We start from the raw sequence: 22256 nt of genomic DNA, 5'->3' as shown, positions 1-22256 counted from the left end.
AACCCGTCTCCGGCGGACCGATCGGACCGTCGCCCGTGAGGCCCGTCAGATCACCCACGAGAGGACGCGTGCGGTGCGATGCGCGCCCTGCGAGACGGCGACCCGGGCGGTGGAGACGGCCTCGGCGACCCCGCGGTGCGCGGCGGTCGCGCTCCGAACCGCGCCGGTCCGCGCGTAGTACCCCGACTTGCGGCCGGCCGCGCCGGCGTAGTGTTTCGCCGCCATCGGAACCGGGGCGCGGCGGCCGTCCACCCGCGTGGTCCCGTTCCGGATCGCGTCGAGCACGTCGTCGGCCGTGACCGCGTCGACCGACTCGCGGCCCTCGATCTCGACCTCCGTGAACGCGCGCCCGACGTACTCCAGCCGGTGAGCGTCGCTCGCCGCGATTCCCGGATAACCGTGCTCGGCCGCGAACCGCCGCGCGCGGCGGTTGCGGTACCCGGTGAACAGCCACGCGTTGAACACCTCGATCGCGTCGACCTCGGGGGTCTCGACGGTCTCGGCGGTCGCGCCGCCGTCGCCGACCTCCCCGGTGTCGACGATCTCGTCGTTCGCCTCGCCTTCGCCCTCCCCCTCCGCCGGGTCCGGCACGGGGATGTTCCGCTCGCGGACCCCGTGGCGCGACCGCTGGAAGGGATGCGGCACGATCGCGACGCCGCCGCGCTCGTGGATCCACGCGACCGTCTCGTCGTAGGGACGCCGACGCGGCGGCATGCGCTCGACGCCGACCGCGAGCAGGTGGCCGTGCGCGGTCGACACCTCGACGCCGGGGACCCCGATCAGCCCGTACTCGTCGGCGATCTCCGCCGCGCGCTTCGACTCGCCGATCACGTCGTGGTCGGTGATCACCACCGCGTCGAGCCCGATCTCCGCGGCGTGTTCCAGGATGAGCTCCACCGGTTCGTGGCCGTCGTAGCTGTCGTCCGAGTGGACGTGGGGATCGATGCTGACGGTGACGCGGGACACGGCCGAGCTAACGCCGGGAGATATATAACGCGACCGACGCGCCAGACGAAGGATTAGGTGCCCACGGGCGAACAGGGGAGTATGAGCGATCCGGCAGACGCCGGCGGTTCGAGCGGCGGAAACGAAACGGGTTCGACCGACCGCGAGTACGTCGATCGCGCGATCGAGCTCGCGGAGGAGGCCGTCGAGATGGGGAACACCCCGTTCGGGGCGCTGATCGTCCTCGACGGCGAGATCGTCGCCGAGGGGCACAACGAGACGCTGTCCGAGGACGACTTGGCGGCCCATCCGGAGCTGACGCTCGCGCGGTGGGCCGGCCGCGAGCTCGACGCCGACGAGCGCGCCCGCTGCACGATGTACGCCAGCACCGAGCCGTGCCCGATGTGCGCGACCGGGATCCACTACGCCGGGATCGGCCGGGTCGTCTTCGGCGTCGCGGGCGAGACGCTCGACGAGCTCACCGGCGACGTGGTGTCGATCCCCTGTGCCGAGGTGATCCGCCGGGCCGGCAGCGAGACGGCGGTCGAGGGACCGATCGCCGAAGCGGCCGCGATGGAGCTCCACGAGTCGGTGTACGGTGACGAGTCGGCGGACGGTGAATCGTAGCGTGAGCGTGAGAGAGGAGTCGCGGCGCCCATGACGGGCCCGCCCCCGATCCTCGCGGTCGGCGCCGCGGCGATAGACGAGTGGTACGCCGTCAGCAACCTCCCGGAGCCGGACGGCGGCGCGTTCGCGAGCGAGGTGACGACCGCGTTCGGCGGCGTCGGCGCCAACGTGAGCGTCGCGCTCGATCGGCTCGGACGCGACGCGGGGCTCGTGAGCCGCGTCGGCGACGACGAGTACGGCGAGCGGGCGCGCGAGTACCTCGCGGACACCGGCGTCGACGCCTCGCGCGTCGCCGTCGGCGGCGACCCCTCGACGCGGTCTGTGATCCTCAGCGATCCGGCGGGCGAGCGCGCCATCGTCACCGCGGGCGAGAGCTTCCGCCGCCTCCGACTGAGCGAGGCCGACCGGGAGGCGCTCGCCGCGGCCGAGACCGTCTTCCTCACCGGCTACGCGCCCGACGCGGTCTCGCGGGCGGTGCTCGACGCGGTCGAGTCGGCCGCCGACCCGCCCGCGCTCGCGTTCGACCTCTCCGGCTCGGTCGAGGAGCTCGTCGGGCGGGGGACCGAGCCGGAGACGATCCACCGGCTGCTCCACGCCGCGGACCTGTTCGTCGCCGACGACGTGGCGGCCGCGGCCTACTTCGACGGGCCGGACGCGGCGGTGGACCGCGTCGCGGCCGCGCAGCTGGCGCGGGAGGGAAGCGGTCGAACCACTCTGGCAGGCGACGGGTGGCCCCGCGCGGTCCTCACCCACGGCGCCGACGGGATGACGGTCGTCGCCGGCGGCGAGGTCACCGAGTTCGACGCGTTCGAGGTCGACGTGGTCGACGCGACCGGCGCCGGCGACTCGTTCACCGCGGGGCTGATAGACCGGTGGCTCGCCGGGAGCGACGGTCGCGGGAACCCTCGCCGCGACCGCGCGGGAGTCGCCGACGGGGTCCGGTTCGCGGCCGCGGTCGCCGCGATCAACTGCACCTCCCGGTTCGCCCAGCCGGGGCTCCCGACCCGGGACGAGGCGGAGGCGTTCCTCGCGGAGCGAGAATCCTGAGTCTTCCGAGCCGCCGTCACCGATCCCTCACCGCGCCTCGTCAGCCCGCGCGACGAGCTCCGCCACCCGGTCGGCGTCGACCGGGGCGGTCGTCTCGCCGCCCTCCTTGAGCGCGGTGCCGACGATCGCGCCGTCGGCGACCGAGAGCACGTCGCCGACCGTGTCCGCCCGGACGCCGCTCCCGACGAGGACCGGCGTGTCGAGGCCGTGCGCGTCGCGGTCGGCGACGACCGTCTCGAGCGTCTCCGCGTCCATCGCCTCGCCCGTGCCGCGCCCGGAGGCGATCACGGCGTCGGCGAGGCCGCGCTCGGCGGTGTCGGCGAACGACTCCGCCGTGTATCCGTCGGCGGAGAGCGGCGCGGAGTGTTTCACGTCCGTGTCGGCGAACACGCCGACGTCGACGCCGAGGCGGTCGCGGAGCCGGAGCGTCTCGTGGGCCTTTCCCTGCACGACCCCCTGGTCCGTGACCCGCGCACCGGTGTGGACGTTCACCCGGACGTAGTCGGCGCCGACCGCGGCGGCGACCGACAGCGCGGCCTCCGCGTCGTTGCGGAGGACGTTGATCCCGAGCGGGAGGTCGGTTTCGGCCGCGATCTCGGTCGCGGACCGCGTGACGCTCGCGACGACGTGTTTCGGCGCGTCGTCCGGGTAGAAGGGGGCGTCCCCGAAGTTCTCGACCATGATCCCGTCGACGCCGCCGCGGTCGAGCGCGCGGGCGTCGGCGGCGGCGCGGTCGAGCGCGTCCCGCATCGCCGCCGCGCCGTCGTCCGGCGCCTTCGGCGCCCCCGGGAGGGGCGGGAGGTGTACCATGCCGATCACGGGCGCGTCGGTGCCGAAAGTGGCCTCGAACTGCATATACCGGGCGGACGCCGCCTCCGCGGATAAGTCTCACCACACGGAGGCCTCGGGGCCTCGCGGGCGACTCCGACTCCCCCACACGGTTTACCCGATCGGGCTCGAAGAGGCACCGAGAGATGAGCATCGACGTCGACGATCCCGAGGACCGCACCGGCGAGGTGACGCTCGCGTTCTCGCTGGGTGCCGCCCGGCGCCTCGCGGACCCGGCGGCGACGTTCGCTGACGCGCGGGAGTGGAGCCGCCACGTCGGGGTCGTCGCCAACGACGCGGAGGCGGTCGAGCGATTCGTCGACGAGGCCGGCATCGACAACGACTACGCGCTCCGGAACTGGGACAAGTGGGGGACGCTCGGCGACGTCTACGAACAGACCGACGCCCCGCGGACGGTGTTCGTCGGCACGTCGGCCGCGAACCGGCGCGTCGCGACCCACGTCGGCTTCGAGTACGTGCCGATCGACGAAGCGGCCGAGAAGGCGGGATGGGCGCTCTCCGATGTCGAGCGATCGAGCGAACCTGGCGGGGTGTCGGGGTTCGTCGATCGGCTGTCGCGGGCGGTGCGGGACCGGTTGGGATAAGCGGTGCTGTGCGGATATGCCGAGACGGCGGCAGAGAAGGAGGGAGAAGGCGGACCGCTACCGTTCCAGTTCGACCGTCAGATCGGTCGCGATCCACGCGTCCGTGTTCCCTTCCTCGGTGAAGACGGTGCGTTCGGGCGAGCAGCGGCTCGCCTCGACCCGCGGCCGTGCGTCAGACGACTCCTCGACGTCGCGTTCGATCCGGTCCCCAGCGCTCATTACCGGTCCGTCGGGGGTGCGGGGGGTTATAGGTTTCGGTCGGCCTAAACCAGCGAAAATCCGACCGGGGGCGTTTCGGCGGCGGCGAGCCGGGCGGGGGATCGGATCCCATTACTCGGTGGGGGCCGTCGACGTCCACGATGACGGACTCGCTTTTCACACCGTTCACGCTGCGCGACACCGAGTTCCGCAACCGCGTGATGCTGTCGCCGATGTGCCAGTACTCCGCGGACGACGGGTTCGCGAACGACTGGCACCGGGTCCACCTCGGCTCCCGCGCCGCCGGCGGGGCCGGGGTCGTGATGACCGAGGCGACCGCGGTCGAGCCGCGCGGCCGAATCACCCCGAACTGCCTGGGGATCTGGTCGGACGAACACGCCGAGGCGATAGAGCCGATCGTCGACTTCGTGAAGTCGCAGGGCGCGACGCCCGGGATCCAGCTCGCCCACGCCGGCCGGAAGGGCTCGCACAGCCCGCCGGCCGAGGGCGGCGACCCGATCCCTGCGGACCGCGAGGAGGGCTGGGAGACGGTCTCCGCGACCGACGCGCCCTACCCGGACCCGGGCGCCGCCGACGGCGAACTGGCGGCGACGAGCCGGCTGGACGGCGAGGGTATCGACGAGGTGGTCGACGCGTTCGCGGCCGCCGCGGAGCGCTCGCGCGACGTCGGCTTCGAGGTCGCCGAGATCCACGCGGCGCACGGCTACCTCCTCCACCAGTTCCTCTCGCCGGTCACCAACGACCGCGACGACGAGTACGGCGGGAGCTTCGAGGACCGCACCCGCCTCGTCCGCGAGGTCGTCGCGGCCGTGCGGGACGTGTGGCCCGACGACAAGCCCGTGTTCGTCCGGATCTCCGCGACCGACTGGCTCCCCGAGCACGACTCGTGGGACGCCGACGACTCCGTGCGGCTGGCCCCCCTGCTCGCCGAGGCCGGCGCCGACCTGATCGACGTCTCCGGCGGCGGGATCCACCCGGACCAGCAGCTCCCGGGCACCGGCCCCGGCTATCAGGTGCCGTACGCCGAGGCGATCCGCGAGGGGACCGACGTGCCGGTCGCCGCGGTCGGCGGGATCACGGAGCCGACCCACGCCGACGCCCTCGTCCGGAACGGACGGGCCGACCTCGTCGCGCTCGGCCGCGAGATGCTCCGGCACCCGTACTGGCCGCTGGAGGCCGCCCACGAGCTGGGCGCGGACGCCGACTGGCCGGTGCAGTACCGACGCGGTCGGTTCGACTGAGCCCCCGCCGCCGCCGCGTCAGTCCGACCGAGAGCGTCACCCACGAGGACGGGACTCCCCCGCACGCTCCGGGAAGACTTATTCCGCTCCCGCGAGCCGACGGGACATGGAGTACCGATCGTTTCCCGACGAGCGCGCCGACGAGTTCGACGCGTTCATGCGATACGCCTTTTCGCCCGCCGAAGGCCCGTACGACCCCGAGGAGGCGGACGACCACGACACCATCGCGGAGACGCGGGGCCTGTTCGACGCCGACGACGACCCGGTCGCGGTCTGCGCGCACCACTACTTCCCGCTGCGGATCCGCGGTACCGACCGCGAGGTCGCCGGGCTCTCCGCGGTCGCGTCCCCGCCGGAACACCGCCGGCAGGGGAACGTCGGGCGCATGCTCCGCGAGTCGCTGGCGGAGTACCGCGACCGGGGGGTGTTCGTCTCGACGCTGTGGCCCTTCGAGTACCCCTTCTACGCCGCTTACGGCTGGGCGACGGCGAGCCGCTACCGCCGCCTCGCCGCGCCCCCCGAGCGGTCGGGTTCGTCGACGACCTGATCGCGACCGCGGGCGACGACGCCGGGAGGTTCCGCCGGCTCGGTGAGGACGACTACGAGGCGGTGAGACCGGTGCTCGCGGAGATGGCGGACCGGTACGACCTGACGATGGACTGGACCGAGGAGTGGTGGCGCGAACGCGCCCTGCAGGGCTGGAAGACCGACCCGTTCGTCTACGGCTGGGAGCGCGACGGCGACCTCCGCGGGCTCTGCGCGTACAGCTTCGACGACGACTCGGACGACGCGGACGACACCGTGATGCGCGTCACCGACGTCGCCGTCGCGGACGACGAGGCGTGGTTCCAGCTGCTCCGGTTCTTCCGCAACCACGACTCGCAGGTCGCCGAGATCCGGATCCGCGCCCCGCCGGACGCGCCCCTGCTCGACCTCGTCGAGGACCCCCGCGCCGTCGACTGCGAGGTCCGGACCGGGCCGATGGTCCGTCTCGTCGACGTCGCCGCCGCCCTCGAAGCGCTCGACCCCGACCCCGCGGTCGAGGCCGCGTTCACGCTTTCGGTCGCCGACCCTCTCGTCGATTGGAACGACGGGACCTTCGGTGTCGCCGTCGCGGACGGGGACGTCTCCGTCGAACCGCTCGACTCGGAGGCCGCGGACGCCGACGCCGCGGTCGACGTCGGGGCCCTCTCGCAGCTGTACGTCGGGTACAGATCGGTCGACGAGGCGGTCCGGGGCGACGGGCTCGCCGCCGACCCCGCGACCGCCGCCGACCTCCGCGCGCTGTTCCCGCCGCGGACGACACACCTGCGCGAGGGGTTCTGAGCGCTCCGCTCGAAGGCCGCCTTCGCGACCCGGCCGGGCTTTTTATCCGCGGACCGCCTACGACGCGGCATGAGTTCCCGCGACGACCGACGCGACGACGACCTCGAAGAGCGGCTCGACGAGCTCGAGGACGTACTGAGCGAGCTCCGCCGCGACCTCCGCGAGACCGAGCGGGACCGCCGCGGCTCCCCTCGGCCGCCCCGCCTCTCCGAGCTCCTCCGGTTCACCGAGCGGTACACCATCCCGACGGTGATCGCCCTCCTCGAGACGACGATCAAGTCGCTCGAACTGGTACAGGGGACGCTCCGGCTCGCCGACCCCGATCGGGCCCTCGACGAGGCCGGCTCGACGGCCGACCGCCTCGGCGACGTGCGGGACGGCGCGAGCGCCGGGCTGTCGCGGTCGCTCTCGGAGCTCCGCACGGCGCTCTCGGAGGCCGACCTCCCGGAGGAGGCCGCTTCGCGGTCGATCATCGAGGAGGCGCGCGACCTCACGGCGGAGATCGAAGCCCGGATCGACGAGGGACGCCGCGAGGCCGACGCGGCCCGGCGCGGGCGGCGGGGCCGGCTCGACACGCGGAGCGGCGATCGATGGGACGAGACCCGAACCACCGACGAAGCGACCGACCCCGACGACTCGACCGGGAGCGACGACCGCGGCGTCCGGATCGACGTGACCGACCCGGACGAGGAGGGAGATGGAAACGACCCGGACGACGACCCCGCGCCCGAGGTCGACGTGGAGTCGGAGCTGGAGTCGATCAAGCGCCAGTTCGACGACGAGTCGGACGAAGCGGACGAGGAGGCAGACGCCGAAAATAGGTCGGCTGACGGCGACGAACCGGCGACGGACGCCGACGACGATTCGACCGACGACGGCGGTTCCGCCGACGACGCAGACCGCGACTCGCCCTGATCGCCCCGCCGTCGCTCGGCGGTTGGATCTTAAAAGTCGACGCCGAGCCGCGCCGCCACGCGCTCGGCCGAGTCGAGGAGCAGCGTCTCGTCGTCGGTGAACACCTCCAAGGCGACCGTGCCGTCGAAGTCCCCGAGTTCGGACTCGACGATCCCGTAGTCGACCTCGCCGGCCCCCACGGGGAGGTGCGTGTCGCCGCGGCGGCGCACGTCGTGGCAGTGGAGGTGCGAGATCCGGTCGCCGTGACTGCGGAGGAACCGCTTTACGGCCTTGTTGTCGCCCTCCATGTACGCGTGGCCCACGTCGAAGCAGATCGGGGTGTCGGTCTCCCGAGCGAGGTCGCCGAGGACGGACAGTTGGAGCCCCGCGTGCTGGTGGCCGACGTTCTCGACGACGACCTCGACGCCCGCCTCGCGGCCGGCGTCGGCGACCCGCCGGAGCTGGTCGGCCGCGACCTCGCGGAACTCGGTGTCGTCGCGGTCGGCGGAGGTGGCGTGGAGGACGGCCTTCTCCGCGCCCAGGTCGCCGGCCGCTTTTAAGAGTCGACGCTGGTAGTCGACGATGGCGTCGTTGACCTCGGGGACGTACGTCGCCAGTCGCTGGCTGTACGGGAGGCGGACGAGCAGGTCGCGGCCGTCGAGGGCGTCGTCGAGTCGGTCCGGGTCGATATCGCCCGGCACGAGCGTCGGCTCGCCGACCCCGAGCTCGTAGAAGTCGAACCGCGCGGGCGACGCTTCGAGCCGATCGAGGTCGTCGCCGACGGTGAGGCCGATGTCCATGTCGGGTTGTGAGTTCGGCGAATTTTTATAAATGAGGGCATCAGTCTGATGGCGCCGTCGAGATCGACGAGCGATCGGCGAAACGATCGATGACCGCAGTCGGGACACAGGTGAGTACGAGCCCGGAGAGTAGAGGTCCTACTCACCGAGGTCGATTCCGAAGAATTCCAAGATCATGACCGCGACGGAGCCGGCAACGAGCGACAGCACCGTTGCCAGCGCCATTTGGCCGACCGTTACCCATGAACCGCCGAAGAAGAGCGCGATGAGAGTCCATCCCACGAGGCCGATCCCTCCAGCCAGCATACCGATTACGGAAAAGAGGAGAACAACGCCCGCAGCGGGAATGAAGATCAGCGCCAGCAATCCGTAAAGCAGCGGAAGCAAGAGCGATTTCTCTCCGAAGCTCCGGGCATACCCACCGACGGTCGAAGCCGACAGAGAAGGCGGGGACACCGAAACGGACACCGACTGCGTGGGGCTTTCGTCGTCGAAGGCCACTCGTCTGCTGACGAGTTCGCCGTCCCCGCCGGTGACGGCAACGGTGGCTTCTGTGACGTTCTCGGAGAACGCGATCTCCGTGTCGTGACCCCCGTCGAGGGCTCTCCTTTCGCGTACCGAGTCGAACGACCGCCCCGTGTCCTCAGCGGCGCTGACCGTGACATCGACGCGCGGTTCGAACGGGGAGAGCCATCCGAGCAGCCCGGACTGAGTGGCCTCAATCTGAACGGTGCGCGTATTGTGAGTCTCGTTTTCCGGGACTCGGCCACGCATTAAGAGGAGACTGTTCAGTTCCGATAACACGGCCCGGGAACCACCGGACTCGGGGAATCTACGAGAGATGTGAGGCGGAATATCGTATAAGACAGGCGATTTTGACGTATAGGTGGTTTTATGTGTACTGGTTTCTGCTTCGAGCTTCTCGAAGTCCCTACCCACGGCGGTCTCTGCCCCACGATTGGAATCGAAATCTTCTCGCCTGATCACTGCTACCTCGTCGTGCGAACCTTCACGAGGAAACTTTGGTGCGGCCTTCCAGTCCCCATTCAGGTCCTGATTTGTCGGGTGCATGAGGGCGTGACAGTCGACACAAAGCCCCACGAGATTCTCCAGTCGGTTCGTGCCCCCGTCGGCTAGCCAGTTGACGTGGTGGACGTGCCCGCCGTTACCCGTGTCACGGCCACAACGACCACAGAGGTCGTCCTGTAACCACCAGACTGCCCTCCGTCGTTGGTCCCAGTCCGGCGGGTAGTCCCCGTTTCCACCGTAGGAGTTTCGTTCCCCGTAGCTGTCCGGTAGATCGAACCTCGGGTCCGCCCCGAACTTCTTCAACAGCGCCGACGCGTCCTTCACCTCAGCTCTTATCTGGTCCATTGTCCTTGATCGTACTCGGCGTGGTCTCTAACACCGGTACCGAAGCCATGCCGGTAAGCGGGTGAATTAGGTTTCTCACGGTTCCTGGTGAGTGCTCTGGTCATCATCGCACGTTCGGGCCCGGGCGTACGCAGCGCCGATGATCAGTACATCACAAAGCCGGTTAGTTGAGACGTCTGCTTGCTGAAGGTGTGTCTAATACCAAGCAAGCAGACGGTGAAATTCACGAGGACCAGCTTCTTAACTTCCTCGTCAACTCCCTTGACGAGGAAGTTGCCCTCACACTCGCTGAAAACGCTGAACTCGATGCTGAAGACATCTACGAGGTCCTCGTCGGCGCGTGCGCCGACGGGACCTCGGTCTCAACGCTCTGTGAGAAAAGCGAAGATGCTCCCCACGAAAATTCGGTTCTCTACCATCTCCGCACCAAGTTCGATCTTGAGACGCTCGAACAAGTCGGAAACGCGCTCCTTCAGAAGGACGTCCTCGACGTCCTTCCCCAGCAGGTGGAGGTCGTTTCAGACCTCCACCTGCGGCCCTACTACGGCGACGAAGATGGGACAGACGGCTTGTATCACTCACAAGCGAAGCGTGGAACGACTGCGTTCCACGCCTACGCCACACTCTACGCGCGTGTGAAGAACAAACGCTACACGCTGGCGGTGCGCCGTCTCGAAGACGGCGACACCGCCAGCAGTGTCCTCGCAGAGTTTCTCGGTATCCTCGACGGCCTTGACCTCGAGGTCAAGGCCGTCTTTCTTGACCGCGAATTCTACGACAGCAAGTGTTTGACGCTGCTTCAGGCACACAACCACGCCTACGTCATGCCGATCGTCCGCTGGGGACAGACGATCAAGCAAGAACTCTCGGAAGGCTGGAGTCGCGTGATTCAACACGACATGACGGCGAAACTCGACGGTCACAGCTGGACCGTCGAGTTTCCCGTCTACATCGACTGTACGTACCAAAACGGACGGTACGACGAACATGGAGTGGCGCGTCACGGCTACGCCGCTGACGCGCCGTTCATCAATTCACCACGAGACGCTCGATACCACTACGCGAAACGCTTTGGTATCGAGGCCAGCTACCGACTCTCCGAGCAAAGTATTGCGACGACCTCGACACAAAATCCGGTCGTACGGCTGCTGTACGTCGTGGTGAGCTTGTTGTTACAGAACGTCTGGCGGTATTTACACTGGGAGTACGTGGCGACGCCCCGCCGTGGAGGGCGTCGCCTCTGGAAGTGGTCGTTCAAGGAGTTCATCAACATGATTCAACGGGCAGCGTGGACGGCCCTCGCGACGCGTCGGGCCGTCCCCGCAAACCGACCACCAGACGACCGGTTTACTCGCTAATCTCCGACCGGGCTAGCCTCCGCCAGGAGTGGCGACGCTGTCGCGTCGGCGGCAGCCGCCGCCGACAGCGACAGCTCTCCGTCGGTTCGTCGACGATCTTCTCGTCAAGACCACCCAGCACAACCGCTCCACCACAGAACTCAGGCTTCAGAAACAGCTAGCTGAGGATGCTTTGTGAGGTACTGATCCTGACCTCCCATTTGTGCTGTTTACTGGCAAGGGTTCTGAGGAGATTGCAGGTGAAGCTATCTCCGCTGGCGTGACTGACTATCTCCAGAAAAAGCGTGTATCTGACCAGTATACTGTATTGGCGAACCGACTGCGAAACGCCGTCGACCGATATCGTGCAGAAAAAGAGCGCAAACGGCAGCGCAAAGCCATTGAAACGGCGCAAGAAGGCATTAGCATCCTGAATGAGGACGGTGAGTATATTTATGTCAATCAGGCCTACGCAGACATCTATGGATATGATCCCGACGAGATGGAGGGGGAGCACTGGGAACTGATCTACCCCGACAGCGACACAGCGATCGTACGGGACGTTATTTTGCCGACTGTCGCCGAGGACGGCTACTGGAGCGGGGAAACAACTGGGCTCCGAGCCGACGGAACGACCTTCGTTGAGGATCACACCGTTGCTCAGACGGAGACCAGTGAGCTAGTCTGTTCGGTACGGGATCGCTCTGTGAAACAGGAACAGGAGATCGCACTCACTCAATTTCGAACCCTCGTCGAGACTCTCAACGACCCGGTCTACGTACTTGATGAAACAGGACACTTCGAATACGTGAACGACGCGTTCATCGAAATGGTTGGGTACGAGCGTGAGAGAATTATTGGAGCATCACCAACACTAATCAAATCATCGGAGGTGGTCGACCGCTCGAAAAGTCACCTCGGGAGGCTTCTTTCGTCGAACGGCCCCGATAGCGTACAGTTCGAGATTGAGATCGAGCCCGCCGAAGGGGAGCCAATCCCCTGTGAGGATCATATGGGCGTCTTACCCTACGAAGGGGAGTCTTTCGAGGGGTCAGTTGGGATTTTGCGTGATATCAGCGAGCGTAAAGAGCGTAAACAAGAGCTTAAGCAGACAAATACTGTCCTCCGCACAATCGTCGAGAATCTGCCGATGGGCGTACTCGTTGAAGACGCTGAACGTGACGTACTCATGGCAAACGACCAGTTGGGCGAAACACTTGGCGTCCCGATCGATAGTGAGGAAGTAATTGGACGCGACTGCGCCACAGCAGCTGAAGAATTCAAATCCCGATTCACCGACCCAGAGGCGTTCATCGAGGCGATTTCCGAGCGACTCGAACAACGGGAGCTGGTTCAAAACGAAGAACTCCAGCTCACAGATGGCCGCGTGGTAGAACGTGATTACGTACCGTACACCCTGCCCGAAGGTGAAGCGAATATATGGTTATATCGTGATATCACGGCACGCAAGCAGCAACGCCAGGAACTTGAGCAGGCCAACGAGTTCCTTTCACAGACCCAGACCGTCGCAGACGTCGGTGGCTGGGAGCTTGACCGCCGAACAGAGTCACTCCGGTGGACCGATGAAGTCTACCGGATTCTCGGCGTCAACATGGACTTCGAACCACCAGTTGAGAACGCCGTCGAGTTCTATCATCCCGAAGATCAGACGACGATTCAGGATGCTGTCGAGCGGGTGTTAACTGACGGGGAACCATACGACTTGGAGTTACGCATCATCACAGCTGACGATGAGGTGCGATGGGTTCGTACCGGCGGCGAGCCTTGGCGTGAGGATGGCAAAATCGTTGGTGTGCGCGGCACGTTTCAGGATATTACTCAGCGGATAGAACGCCAACAAAGACTAGAGGAGTTCGCCAGCGTTGTGTCACACGATCTTCGGAACCCGCTAAACGTTGCTACCGGGCATCTTGACTTGGTGGCCGACGAGTGTGATAGCGACCATCTCGACAGTGTCCGCCGAGCACTGGAGCGGATGGAGGCGCTGATTGAAGATCTTCTCATTTTGGCCCAGAATAATAAAGAGGTGAGTGACACTCAGCCGGTTGATCTCGCGATGATAGCAGACGGGTGTTGGGAGAACGTTCAGACGGAGCACGGACGTATAATTACTACCGTCGATCGAACCGTGTGGGCAGATAGCAGTCGTCTCAAGCAAGTATTTGAGAACCTGTTTCGAAACGCGGTTGAACATGGTGGAGAAGGGGTGACAGTGACGGTCGGAGAACTAGCCGACGGGTTCTATGTTGAAGACGATGGGGCAGGCATTTCGACCGACGAACGCAACGCTATCTTTGACGTGGGCTACTCGCAGTCGGCAAATGGAACTGGGTTCGGACTAAATATCGTCAAACAGATTGTCGATGCTCACGGCTGGCAGATTCGCGTTACGGACGGGACGGACGGTGGAGCACGGTTTGAGATCACGAATGTTAATTTCGTAGATGAATAGACATTATTGATATCCTACCTAGTTTAACACGAGCCCCGCACTACGATATCGCGTACATCGAGTAGCATGCCGACACGCTGCTCCGGAGGTTCGAGAAATGGCACGATCCGAATCAGGATCCGGCGGAAGGTGTCTATGAGTGACGCCGAACTCAAGTCGTTCGAGGACGCCGTCGGGGGCCTTGGCGATCGCGTGAGTGAATTCCTCGCTGAAAGGTCGGACCTCTCTGCGGAGGAGATCAACGCCGACGTTGAGGACCTCTCCGTGCCCGATCCGCTTGACGACCGCGCTGCCGACAAGTAAGACCTCGGCCACGTGGGGCGTACGGCGGTCACAGGCCGGTTGTCTGATGTGGCTTTACTTACAGTGGATTCTATAGGAGCGAGTGTGGGAATTCTCATAAAGAAAAATATATTTTCAACAAATAGGACCCTCACTAGGTCCCACGTATTCGGATAGAACGTATGGGCCCGAATAGTGGCCCCAGTACGCACCCACCGGCGGACATCGACCCCGACGCAGTCTCGGGTGTTTGATTCGATACGTAACTGTAGAGAAACGTGTCTGACACGACCATTGAGCAGAATATCTCAGGTCAAAGGAGTACCTGCCCTCAGTCGAAAGTTGACCGCTCCGACCCTGACGATGCCCCGATTTCAAATGGGACCGACAAGACCGACTACGTAATGTATGAGTCAGATCTTCAGGACAGGGTATCGAGCAGCATTATTGACGGCGAGGTGTCGTCGTTGAACCTCAGTATCACCGACAACGAGTTTGCCGTTATCGTTGATATTGGCGAGACTGACGCAGCTTACACGGCTGATGAAGCCCGTGAGCTAGCGACGAGTCTCAAATCCATCTCGGACCAGCGATGGGACGTAGAAAACGATGACATCGTAGAGTACCTCCGCGACTTAGCCGACGTGGTTGACAACGAGAAATCAGTGGATGAGGTAGAAAAGAAGTGGGAAAGTAGAGAGGTAGATATCTCGGTCTGATAGGAATGTAAACCGATGAGCCGATTGAGGGGGTGGGTAGAGGCGCTAGCGGTTGTTGACGTCCGTGGCCTCCTCTAACCGTTCGACGCGTTCGCGCAGCTCTTCGAGGTTGGGATCCTCGGCCCGCGCATCCTCCAGCGGACGGACGTCGGTGAGCGCTTCGTCGACGCGGTCGTCTTCAGCTTCGCCGCCGAGGTAGAGGTCGCGCCGATCTTGGTGAAGACTCCGGAGCGTCGACTCGGCGATGCCGGTGTCGCTGGCGACAGTCGCGAACGACTCACCGCGGTCGACACGGGTGAGGGCCTCCCGGACGTGTAGGAACTCGGTCGGATCAACGCGGAGGTAACCGTCCTCGACAACGAACCCCGCAGGCGGTCTGCCAGTCCACTTTCCGGCAGACTGTGCAGCGCGGACGCCAGACCGTATCCGTTGGAGTTTTTGCTGGTGTTCTATCTGAGCGAGGTCGCCCATCAACCGAGCGACCATGCTGTATATCGTCTGCTGGAGCTCCCCGTCGTCAACGTGGATCTTCAGACCAACGTCGAGGGCCTCGACACCAGTGTCGTGTTCCAAGCAGTGTTGGATGAACTCGTGAATCTCAGTCGGACCGAGCCGGGAGAGTCGGCTGATCTCGTGAACGACCACGAGGTCGAACTCCTCACTCTCGACATCATCGAGGAGTTGGTTGTAGACCTCACGAGTGTCGGTGTCGGCAGCGCCGGAGACGATCTCTGGATACTCCTCGATGTCTCCCACACCGAGACGTTCCAAATGCTCGTGCGCCTCGTCAAGCTGCCGAGATACGTCCTGATCCGATGTCGAGACGCGGGCATAGATCGCCGCGGTCGCGGGTCCGTTTTCGCTCATGTTTTCGAGGACACGCTATCAACTTAAACAAGTGGGGGTTACTGCGGTTTTGTGTATAGCACTACCTTCTCGACACATTTGAGATTATGTATAGTAGAGTATACGCCCTCTCTCGTTGGCCGAACTGAACTAAAGGCTCTTCCTGAACCTAGACGAGATTCGTTGCGCGAGCGCGCTCGCGCAACTCATTAGAGAGAAACGCTCTTTTGATCCGGTCAACAACTCCTGAATCCGGTTGTTGGTAACTCACAGCAGCTACCGGGTTTCCCTGACAGGTAGCCCCAACGGAATTCAGATCAGGAGACAGCGCTGGCGTGAGGCGTTAAACTACAACGGATGCCGGTTCCTCAGAGTTAGAGTTGACGTCGAACACACGACACCCAACACGAGAAACAGAGACTGCTCACAGAATTGACTGTACGGTCAAACTGCATCGGGAGCTAGTTGTGGCTAGTTTCTTTCAGGAATTTACCAAGTGTTGATTTTTGAATAATTATCAGGACGGCGTTATCTGATATGTTGTCGAATCCGTGGTACCATCATCGAATTCGTATACGAGGGTGATTGTAAGCTGTTCCCCACTCATATCTATATTATCGTTTTGATAGTAAGGGAAGCCCCCTCCACCCTCCTCGTAAAACTCATACATGCTAAGTTCAAGTCGTTGCCCAGACTGAATTCTGGATAATGTGTCAGAATTTATATCCCCATCTATTCCCGGCGACATTGTTACTTGATCATCAATCGCAAGCGCCTCATTATCAGTAAATTGTCCAGGACTGGTGGTCCACTCTGAATACTGAATGCTCCCAGAACTATTTTCAGTCCAAATTTCGACTTCGTCAGCATAGGGGTCACGGTTGCCGGTAAAATCATTGGGCACGGCGTCATCTAGTTCATTGATATCAGGGTTATCTGGATCGATTGTCATGCTTGTTATGGTGACTGGCTGCTCATATTGATTCGTGACTGAAAATTCCACCCCACCACTCCTATCTGGACGAGGGTCATCATTTCCATCTATCGCGATAGCATCATTATTGTATACTAGTCCCATGGGCGGCTCACCATCGGAATCATCCCCGCCGTCGCTACCGCCACCACCAAGACGTGCATTATCATTCTGACTCGGCTCTTCAGGTGCTTCCTGTACGCCGACCGTATCTACGGTCAGGTTGGTAGTGGTTGTCTCAAGCGTTAAATTATGTACATTGTCTCCATTTCTGTCGTCCGTGATACTGTAGATGTCGCTTGAGATGTCAGTACCATTCCAGTACTCTTCATCACTCAACCGCGTCGGAATCGTGACGTTGAGATCACCCTCGGGAATATCGCCAGTGATGCTCTCTGCTGGGCGGAGTTCAACTGTAACCCGACCGGTCCCGCTTCGCCGAAACTCGTTCTGGAGAGCTGTAATTTGTACCTTCCCGTCATTAACAAGACTCTGATCTTCGATCACCGCGATACCACCCCCCTCTTGACGAGCGTCAAGGTAGAGCACAGACGCGTCGTACCACGTTGGGGACTGATCGAGCTCGTTGTAGCCCGGCCGGTACTCAATGAACCGCGTGGGGATAGTCTCGATCACCGTACCGTTTGACTCGTACGCAATTGTGATCGGATACGACTCCGTCGTCCGGATTGTTCCAGCTGGCGGTGGTGGATTTATTGTGAATACGCGGGTTGGATAGCTAGTACCTAACTGAACCGTCTGGTACTGCGGCTGGTCGATGCTCCCAGCTTGTAGAATACCCGCTCTGAGCTCGACAAGATCGTTGCGGACCTCTCCGGAGTGTTGGAACTCAGCCTCGGCATTCTGCTGTGGAACGATTTCTACCTGGTATAGTGAGAGCGCAAGGATCAGGAACCCAAACAAAATAACGACCCCGATTACTGTCGAGACAGCACGATTGTCGTCTCTCATCGGCGTGCTAGTTGGCTGGTTGCTCATTGTGGGTTCATCTGAACACGCTGTGTATCTTCTACCGACGGCCAAATGGCTAGTCGAATATCTGTAGGGCTCGGGATGATATAGAGGAACCAGTACGCTATCATAAGATGATGGAGATAGTACGGGTCGGCGATTTTAATCTGTTGCCAAATACCGGTTTGAATAGCGATGGCAGCAGCCACGCCGCCGACAAATAGAGGGGCAAGTGCAATCATCCGGAGTGTGGCTTTTGCCGGCAGTCTCTCAAAATCAAGGCGAAGTCGGAACGGGACCCATGAGGTCTGTTCAATCGAAAGCGGGCAGGCAATCCGGGCGACTGCTACGTGGGTCAGTTCGTGGAGTCCTATCGCAAGAGCTGGGAAACAGATAGCAAGAAAGGTTGCTTGAACTCCAGCCATACCAAGTCACTATTTGCTAAGCATTTAAATCTGGTACTGAGATTTGACATCCGTGATAATCGGCTACAGTACCAGATTTCGGGCTTGCGGCCCCTATCTCGAAATCTAGTCAGACCATCCCAGACTGTCGACCTTAGGACGGCTCCCAGCCAAGGTATATTAAACTCACAAATCTAGCATAAACAAGGATATGCCCTGTTCTGACTGTAGCCATCTTCTCATCTTGGACCATAACAACGAGAAACTGGTGTGTCCGAATTGTCTCGATATCCAGATCGCGGACCAGGACGAAATTGAGGAGAAAGTTATAGTAGTCGGTAGAACTTTTTACTCAAAGACATATGCTGCCTGTAATGGATCACCTCAACGAGATCTCCGTCGAAGAACTCCAAGAGACGCTTGACAATGTTGATGGAAACAAGCCGACTCAACGGCTGTTAGCTGCGATCGCGTACAAAAACGGCGTCACGCAAACCGAACTTGCCGAGTGGTACGACACAGAGCGAAAAACGATCTATAACTGGCTCAACCGACTTGATACCGACGAACCGCTTGAACAAGCTGTTACAGATGCTCACCGATCTGGTCGAAGACGAAAACTCCCAGAAAAACAGCAACAAGAGTTTGAACAAACAGTCCACGAATCACCCGAAGAGATCGGCGTTGACGCGCCGGCGTGGACGCCGGCGCTCGCACAAGAATATCTTGAAGAAACGTACGGCGTCGACTACTCAATCCCAAGCTGCCGGCGGTTGTTGAAAGAGGCGGGATTGAGTTATCAAAAACCACGCCGTTCAGCCGCTGAATCCGACGAAGACGAGCAAGATGAGTTTTACGACGAGATCAAAAAAAGCGGCGGGAAATGGACGCCACAGTAGTCTGTATCGATCAAACCAAGAAATCGGTCCAAGTTGAGCCGCGTGCCGCGTGGTTTCCGCGCGGCACGCGGCCGTCCGTCGAATTATCTAGTCAACGGGACTGGACGTGTCTGCTGGGCGCAATCACCGAAGACGGTGATCGCTTTTTCTCTCGGTTTACAGAGTACATCACCGCCGCCCACGCAAAACATTTCATATTAGCACTATGTGAAGAATTTGAAGACGATCTAATTGTTGTCCTCGATGGTGCACCGTATTTTCAGGCATCGGCCGTCACGGACCTCGCGGCCCGTGACGACCTCACCTTCGTGACGCTTCCTTCATATTCGCCAGAACTGAATCCAGTCGAAGAATGCTGGAGACAGCTCCAAGCAGCTCTCAGCAACCGCTTTTTCGACTCACTCGACGAACTTATAACAGCGATCGACAGTGCTCTTGATCAACTCTCGATTCCAAAAGTGAGTAATTACTTCTAGTGGATACTATAGTCAACGTATCTAAATCTCGTGTTTTGCGCTACTCTGAGGTGGTAATCTAGTGTATACTGAAGAGAACACGCAGACCCCGAATAGAAACTCCTCAAAAGGCTAGCAGGCCAGATCGCTCAATACAGGAGATCCACATACCGACCCACAGTACTGATCTACCTACATTATGTCAGAAATCTCGGCGAGATACAGAGGTTGAACTCAGTGTGAGATATATTAACGCACCTGAATAAGCGAACGGAGAAAGACTCCCCCCGGATATTGGTCGTGAAGCGCGTTGACAATATCAAATATCGATACGACTGGTAGAACCCGCCTCATCGGCTGTTATCTGACCGGTGCCAAATCGTTCGAACCCAGTCGAGTGCCGTATCATGCTGAGTGACGTACTATCCGGTGTCGTCACACCGACGATACGTTGTTCCGTTCGATAGGGCTCGTAATCGCTTTTGAGCAGATTCAGTACCGGCGGTGAGGGGTGCTGAGTCGTATTCGTCTTCACGAAGGTCTGAGAGTCGTGGCACGGCTTGGGTCTTAATCTCCAGTGTATGTGGGTTAGCCAGATACGCCTCTGGGTTCGAGGGCAACGTTGTAGATGAATTCATTTTGCTCGGCTGTTCGTTTGGAACGGACGTCTAGGCGACTCCGGTGCGGGTGAGAGCACGCTGAACCGCACGGTCACGGGCACGGGCCAGTTGTGAATGGTCTTTGTTCCACACGACTTGTTCGACTCCGATGGTCCGCGCAAGACAACCTACGACGTCGGTTGGGTCTCCGTGCTGTATCACGATATCACCGCCATGGCCTCGGTACCAATCTCGAAGTTCATGAAGAGAACCGAGCATGAACGCGACTCCTAACCCGTTGGCCCGTGACAAAATCGCGTCATCTAACACGAACACTGGCACCACACAGCTATTATTCTGTTTAGCAGCGGTGAAGGCGGTCGAGAGCGCCGGATTCGGACTTGGCTGAAGCGTACGGCGGTGCCAATACAACTACATACATGTCCATAGTGCTGTGTTGAATAGCGATCTTATCTGCCGATATCGACGGTTTAGAAGGGTGAAGCCGAGGAAATCGAAGTTGGTATGGAAATCGATATCCTCGACTTCATCGAGCAGTGTCGTGACCTAGCTAAACAAGCGTTGGGGAAGCACGCGGGCGAGCCCGCCAGCGGCGGGTTCGCCCGCTGGGTCCATGTCGTTCTACACTGTTTTCGGGTCGAAGACGGCCACAGCTACCGCGAAACGCCGAATCGACTACAGTACATGACTGAGATTCGTGACGCTCTCGACTTAGATCGGGACGATCTCCCCGATCACACGACGATCTACAAGTCGTCCGATCGGCTGAAAATGTGGGTGTGGCGGGCGCTGCTGCGCGTTTCCGCGCAGCAGCACCCGCAGTCCGGCCACGCTGCGCTCGACAGCACGTTCTTCGACCGGCGACGTGCGTCCTCGTACTTTCGTCAGCGGGCAGGACGGACGATACAGACGCTAAAAGTGACGACATTGACTGATGTGGAATCGCTGGCTGTTCTTGACGTTCACATCGCAGCTCGGTGGAAGCACGACACGAAGACCGGACCGCAGGTCGTCCGCCGAAACGTGGACGACCTGCAGTCCGTCGCCGCCGACAACGGCTTCCAAGACTGGTACACTGAGTACGAGATCGCCGCACACGACATCGACTACCTCGTTCATTATCGCGGCTCGTCAGCGAACGCAGCTGCGAATAACGCACTCAACCGGGCGAAGGGCTACTCTCAGCGGTGGATGGCCGAAACATCCTACTCGACAACAAAGCGCTCGCTCGGCGATGCCGTGCGAGCGCTGGGCTGGTATCGACAGTTCCGTGAGATTGTCTTGATGTTTGCCATCATCAACATAGAACCGCTGTGTGAGCCGCTGTGACCGTGACTCAGCATCTATTCAACACAGCACAAAGCTCAAAACCGCAGGACGTGAGTCAGGGCTTGTGTGGACAGCAACATCTCAGAGAGTGTTTGGAAGCGGAACAAATCGCACGACACAGCAGCCATCTAGTGGTGGAATGAACTATTGTGCGTTGGCTGTCCGTCCCTCGTCGAAAGATCTCCTATAGTGGACCAAGGTATTCTCGTTGGGAGGGGTAGCTACCGCACGTCGCTCGTCGCTTGCCACAGTGCCGTTAGCGTCTCATCGTCGCAGGCAGCAATATAGAGGGGCCCATCCCGCCGGGTAGACGCACCGGCTTCTGTTGCCAGCAGTTCTGTGACTGTCTGTTCCTCTTCGTCGGGATGAAATTGCACGAGACCTTGGAGTTGACCTCGGGAGAACAGGCCCGAGTGAACCGTTGGTGCCCAACTGTCAATGACTCGTTTTACTGTCTCGTCCACCGCCGCTTGGATGTCGTCAGCTTGCCGAGCAAGGTCAGAATCACGGGGCACGTCGCGCCCAACGATAGTCGCTACTGTGGCAGCTTCTACGTCTATGTCGCTCTCCGCAGTCACCTGTTGGTCTTCATAGCGGACGCCAGCACCCCGGCGAGCGAGGTACGTCTCGCCAGTAGCGGGCTGGTGGAGAGCCGCCAGCATCGGTTCTTCATCCTGAAGGACTGCTACTGAGGAGGCGAACGTTGGAAGTCCAGCAGCGAAGTTGTTGGTGCCATCCAATGGATCAATTATCCATCTGTAGGGAGCACTCCCGGCGAACGTGCCTGCTTCCTCAGCAAACACGGCATGATCCGGAAACGCCCGCCTCACAACAGGTAACATCTTCTCCTCTGCGGCCTCATCAGCAGCGGCTTTTACGTCATAGGTGCTATAATTGCCATCATTGTCACCGTCGCGGTACCGCTGGCGAAGTTCTGCGCCCCCAGCCTGTACGACTGCACCGGCAACGGCTTCAATCTCGTTAAGATCAGTCACAGCTCGCAATCTCATAAAGATGATAAAAAAGATACCGATGAAAGAA

Annotated in this window: 21 protein-coding genes and 1 pseudogene; 12 read left to right on the top strand and 10 right to left on the bottom strand. The window is 61.6% G+C overall.

The features are described from left to right. Window positions 1-45 precede the first annotated feature (45 nt). Window positions 46-966: a PHP domain-containing protein gene (locus tag EDM04_RS12340; protein ID WP_123622518.1), complete on the bottom strand. Its 921-nt coding sequence runs from the start codon at window positions 964-966 to the stop codon at window positions 46-48. Window positions 967-1047: 81 nt separating this feature from the next. Here EDM04_RS12340 and EDM04_RS12335 point away from each other — a divergent pair, with 81 nt between their 5' ends. Beyond that, window positions 1048-1572: a nucleoside deaminase gene (locus EDM04_RS12335; protein ID WP_123622516.1), complete on the top strand. Its 525-nt coding sequence runs from the start codon at window positions 1048-1050 to the stop codon at window positions 1570-1572. A 30-nt stretch (window positions 1573-1602) separates the two neighbouring features. After that, window positions 1603-2619: a carbohydrate kinase family protein gene (locus EDM04_RS12330; protein WP_123622513.1), complete on the top strand. Its 1017-nt coding sequence runs from the start codon at window positions 1603-1605 to the stop codon at window positions 2617-2619. A 27-nt stretch (window positions 2620-2646) separates the two neighbouring features. Here the strand turns inward: EDM04_RS12330 and EDM04_RS12325 are convergent, their stop codons facing one another. After that, window positions 2647-3474 carry a BtpA/SgcQ family protein gene (locus EDM04_RS12325; protein WP_123622511.1) on the bottom strand — a complete coding sequence of 276 codons (828 nt, stop codon included), beginning with the start codon at window positions 3472-3474 and terminating at the stop codon, window positions 2647-2649. A gap of 119 nt (window positions 3475-3593) precedes the next feature. On the opposite strand from EDM04_RS12325, the gene EDM04_RS12320 reads away from it, so the two are divergent. Further along, the gene (locus EDM04_RS12320; protein ID WP_123622509.1) at window positions 3594-4052 is read left to right on the top strand and encodes a hypothetical protein; all 459 of its coding nucleotides are present in this window, start codon (window positions 3594-3596) and stop codon (window positions 4050-4052) included. A 57-nt stretch (window positions 4053-4109) separates the two neighbouring features. On the opposite strand, the gene EDM04_RS18565 is transcribed toward EDM04_RS12320, so the two are convergent. Continuing rightward, window positions 4110-4271, bottom strand: a complete 162-nt coding sequence (locus tag EDM04_RS18565) for a hypothetical protein (RefSeq protein WP_164471126.1) — start codon at window positions 4269-4271, stop codon at window positions 4110-4112. 140 nt (window positions 4272-4411) lie between these two features. On the opposite strand from EDM04_RS18565, the gene EDM04_RS12315 reads away from it, so the two are divergent. From EDM04_RS12315 to EDM04_RS12305, 3 genes and pseudogenes are all read left to right on the top strand, one after another. Continuing rightward, window positions 4412-5512, top strand: a complete 1101-nt coding sequence (locus tag EDM04_RS12315) for an NADH:flavin oxidoreductase/NADH oxidase (protein WP_123622507.1) — start codon at window positions 4412-4414, stop codon at window positions 5510-5512. A 106-nt stretch (window positions 5513-5618) separates the two neighbouring features. Beyond that, window positions 5619-6838 (top strand): annotated as a pseudogene (eis, locus tag EDM04_RS12310) (enhanced intracellular survival protein Eis). A 69-nt stretch (window positions 6839-6907) separates the two neighbouring features. Continuing rightward, the gene (locus tag EDM04_RS12305; RefSeq protein ID WP_123622505.1) at window positions 6908-7753 is read left to right on the top strand and encodes a hypothetical protein; all 846 of its coding nucleotides are present in this window, start codon (window positions 6908-6910) and stop codon (window positions 7751-7753) included. Between the two features lie 29 nt (window positions 7754-7782). Here EDM04_RS12305 and EDM04_RS12300 read toward each other — a convergent pair whose 3' ends face one another. After that, the gene (locus tag EDM04_RS12300) at window positions 7783-8532 is read right to left on the bottom strand and encodes a sugar phosphate isomerase/epimerase (protein ID WP_123622503.1); all 750 of its coding nucleotides are present in this window, start codon (window positions 8530-8532) and stop codon (window positions 7783-7785) included. Between the two features lie 138 nt (window positions 8533-8670). After that, window positions 8671-9906 carry an HNH endonuclease gene (locus EDM04_RS12295; protein ID WP_123622501.1) on the bottom strand — a complete coding sequence of 412 codons (1236 nt, stop codon included), beginning with the start codon at window positions 9904-9906 and terminating at the stop codon, window positions 8671-8673. 191 nt (window positions 9907-10097) lie between these two features. Between EDM04_RS12295 and EDM04_RS12290 the strand changes: the two genes are divergently transcribed. The 4 genes from EDM04_RS12290 (at window position 10098) to EDM04_RS12280 (ending at window position 14717) form a co-directional block, all read left to right on the top strand. Beyond that, on the top strand, window positions 10098-11264 hold the full coding sequence (locus tag EDM04_RS12290; RefSeq protein ID WP_123619147.1) for an ISH3 family transposase: 1167 nt from the start codon (window positions 10098-10100) through the stop codon (window positions 11262-11264). Window positions 11265-11466: 202 nt separating this feature from the next. Next, window positions 11467-13716, top strand: a complete 2250-nt coding sequence (locus EDM04_RS12285; protein WP_241154906.1) for a PAS domain-containing sensor histidine kinase — start codon at window positions 11467-11469, stop codon at window positions 13714-13716. 135 nt (window positions 13717-13851) lie between these two features. Next, window positions 13852-14019 (top strand): hypothetical protein, encoded by a 168-nt coding sequence (locus EDM04_RS18560; protein ID WP_164471125.1) that lies wholly within the window; start codon window positions 13852-13854, stop codon window positions 14017-14019. 257 nt (window positions 14020-14276) lie between these two features. Continuing rightward, window positions 14277-14717 carry a hypothetical protein gene (locus EDM04_RS12280; RefSeq protein ID WP_241154905.1) on the top strand — a complete coding sequence of 147 codons (441 nt, stop codon included), beginning with the start codon at window positions 14277-14279 and terminating at the stop codon, window positions 14715-14717. 45 nt (window positions 14718-14762) lie between these two features. On the opposite strand, the gene EDM04_RS12275 is transcribed toward EDM04_RS12280, so the two are convergent. The 3 genes from EDM04_RS12275 to EDM04_RS12265 all read right to left on the bottom strand — a co-directional run bounded on the left by EDM04_RS12275 (window position 14763) and on the right by EDM04_RS12265 (window position 17933). Then, entirely contained in the window at window positions 14763-15584 is an 822-nt protein-coding gene (locus tag EDM04_RS12275) for a recombinase family protein (RefSeq protein WP_206424462.1), read from the bottom strand. A gap of 496 nt (window positions 15585-16080) precedes the next feature. Beyond that, on the bottom strand, window positions 16081-17535 hold the full coding sequence (locus EDM04_RS12270) for a hypothetical protein (protein ID WP_164471124.1): 1455 nt from the start codon (window positions 17533-17535) through the stop codon (window positions 16081-16083). Further along, complete coding sequence (locus EDM04_RS12265) at window positions 17532-17933, bottom strand: hypothetical protein (protein ID WP_123622498.1); 402 nt, start codon at window positions 17931-17933, stop codon at window positions 17532-17534. The genes EDM04_RS12270 and EDM04_RS12265 overlap by 4 nt, the downstream gene beginning before the upstream one ends. Window positions 17934-18286: 353 nt before the next feature. Between EDM04_RS12265 and EDM04_RS12260 the strand changes: the two genes are divergently transcribed. Continuing rightward, window positions 18287-19287 (top strand): IS630 family transposase gene (locus EDM04_RS12260; RefSeq protein WP_123622496.1). Its coding sequence is split into 2 segments (ribosomal slippage): window positions 18287-18779 and window positions 18779-19287, totalling 1002 coding nucleotides; the frame shifts between segments, so codons are not numbered across the junction. A gap of 647 nt (window positions 19288-19934) precedes the next feature. Here EDM04_RS12260 and EDM04_RS19155 read toward each other — a convergent pair. Beyond that, entirely contained in the window at window positions 19935-20297 is a 363-nt protein-coding gene (locus EDM04_RS19155) for a deoxyribodipyrimidine photo-lyase (protein ID WP_123622494.1), read from the bottom strand. A gap of 93 nt (window positions 20298-20390) precedes the next feature. On the opposite strand from EDM04_RS19155, the gene EDM04_RS12250 reads away from it, so the two are divergent. Next, window positions 20391-21215 (top strand): IS5 family transposase, encoded by an 825-nt coding sequence (locus EDM04_RS12250; protein WP_123622492.1) that lies wholly within the window; start codon window positions 20391-20393, stop codon window positions 21213-21215. A gap of 221 nt (window positions 21216-21436) precedes the next feature. Here the strand turns inward: EDM04_RS12250 and EDM04_RS12245 are convergent, their stop codons facing one another. Further along, window positions 21437-22210 (bottom strand): inositol monophosphatase family protein, encoded by a 774-nt coding sequence (locus tag EDM04_RS12245; protein ID WP_206424461.1) that lies wholly within the window; start codon window positions 22208-22210, stop codon window positions 21437-21439. Between the last annotated feature and the right edge of the window lie 46 nt (window positions 22211-22256).

It is taken from the genome of Halorubrum sp. CSM-61 (genome assembly GCF_003781945.1).
Lineage (GTDB): Archaea > Halobacteriota > Halobacteria > Halobacteriales > Haloferacaceae > Halorubrum.
The sequence above is the reverse complement of the archived record's forward strand: the minus strand, read 5'-3'. Positions and strand labels throughout refer to the sequence as shown.

Coding starts and splice junctions, on each gene's coding strand:
- EDM04_RS12335 (WP_123622516.1), top strand. CDS start 1,048: ATGAGCGATCCGGCAGACGCCGGCGGTTCGAGCGGCGGAAACGAAACG.
- EDM04_RS12330 (WP_123622513.1), top strand. CDS start 1,603: ATGACGGGCCCGCCCCCGATCCTCGCGGTCGGCGCCGCGGCGATAGAC.
- EDM04_RS12325 (WP_123622511.1), bottom strand. CDS start 3,474: ATGCAGTTCGAGGCCACTTTCGGCACCGACGCGCCCGTGATCGGCATG.
- EDM04_RS12320 (WP_123622509.1), top strand. CDS start 3,594: ATGAGCATCGACGTCGACGATCCCGAGGACCGCACCGGCGAGGTGACG.
- EDM04_RS18565 (WP_164471126.1), bottom strand. CDS start 4,271: ATGAGCGCTGGGGACCGGATCGAACGCGACGTCGAGGAGTCGTCTGAC.
- EDM04_RS12315 (WP_123622507.1), top strand. CDS start 4,412: ATGACGGACTCGCTTTTCACACCGTTCACGCTGCGCGACACCGAGTTC.
- EDM04_RS12305 (WP_123622505.1), top strand. CDS start 6,908: ATGAGTTCCCGCGACGACCGACGCGACGACGACCTCGAAGAGCGGCTC.
- EDM04_RS12300 (WP_123622503.1), bottom strand. CDS start 8,532: ATGGACATCGGCCTCACCGTCGGCGACGACCTCGATCGGCTCGAAGCG.
- EDM04_RS12295 (WP_123622501.1), bottom strand. CDS start 9,906: ATGGACCAGATAAGAGCTGAGGTGAAGGACGCGTCGGCGCTGTTGAAG.
- EDM04_RS18560 (WP_164471125.1), top strand. CDS start 13,852: ATGAGTGACGCCGAACTCAAGTCGTTCGAGGACGCCGTCGGGGGCCTT.
- EDM04_RS12275 (WP_206424462.1), bottom strand. CDS start 15,584: ATGAGCGAAAACGGACCCGCGACCGCGGCGATCTATGCCCGCGTCTCG.
- EDM04_RS12270 (WP_164471124.1), bottom strand. CDS start 17,535: ATGAGCAACCAGCCAACTAGCACGCCGATGAGAGACGACAATCGTGCT.
- EDM04_RS12265 (WP_123622498.1), bottom strand. CDS start 17,933: ATGGCTGGAGTTCAAGCAACCTTTCTTGCTATCTGTTTCCCAGCTCTT.
- EDM04_RS12250 (WP_123622492.1), top strand. CDS start 20,391: ATGGAAATCGATATCCTCGACTTCATCGAGCAGTGTCGTGACCTAGCT.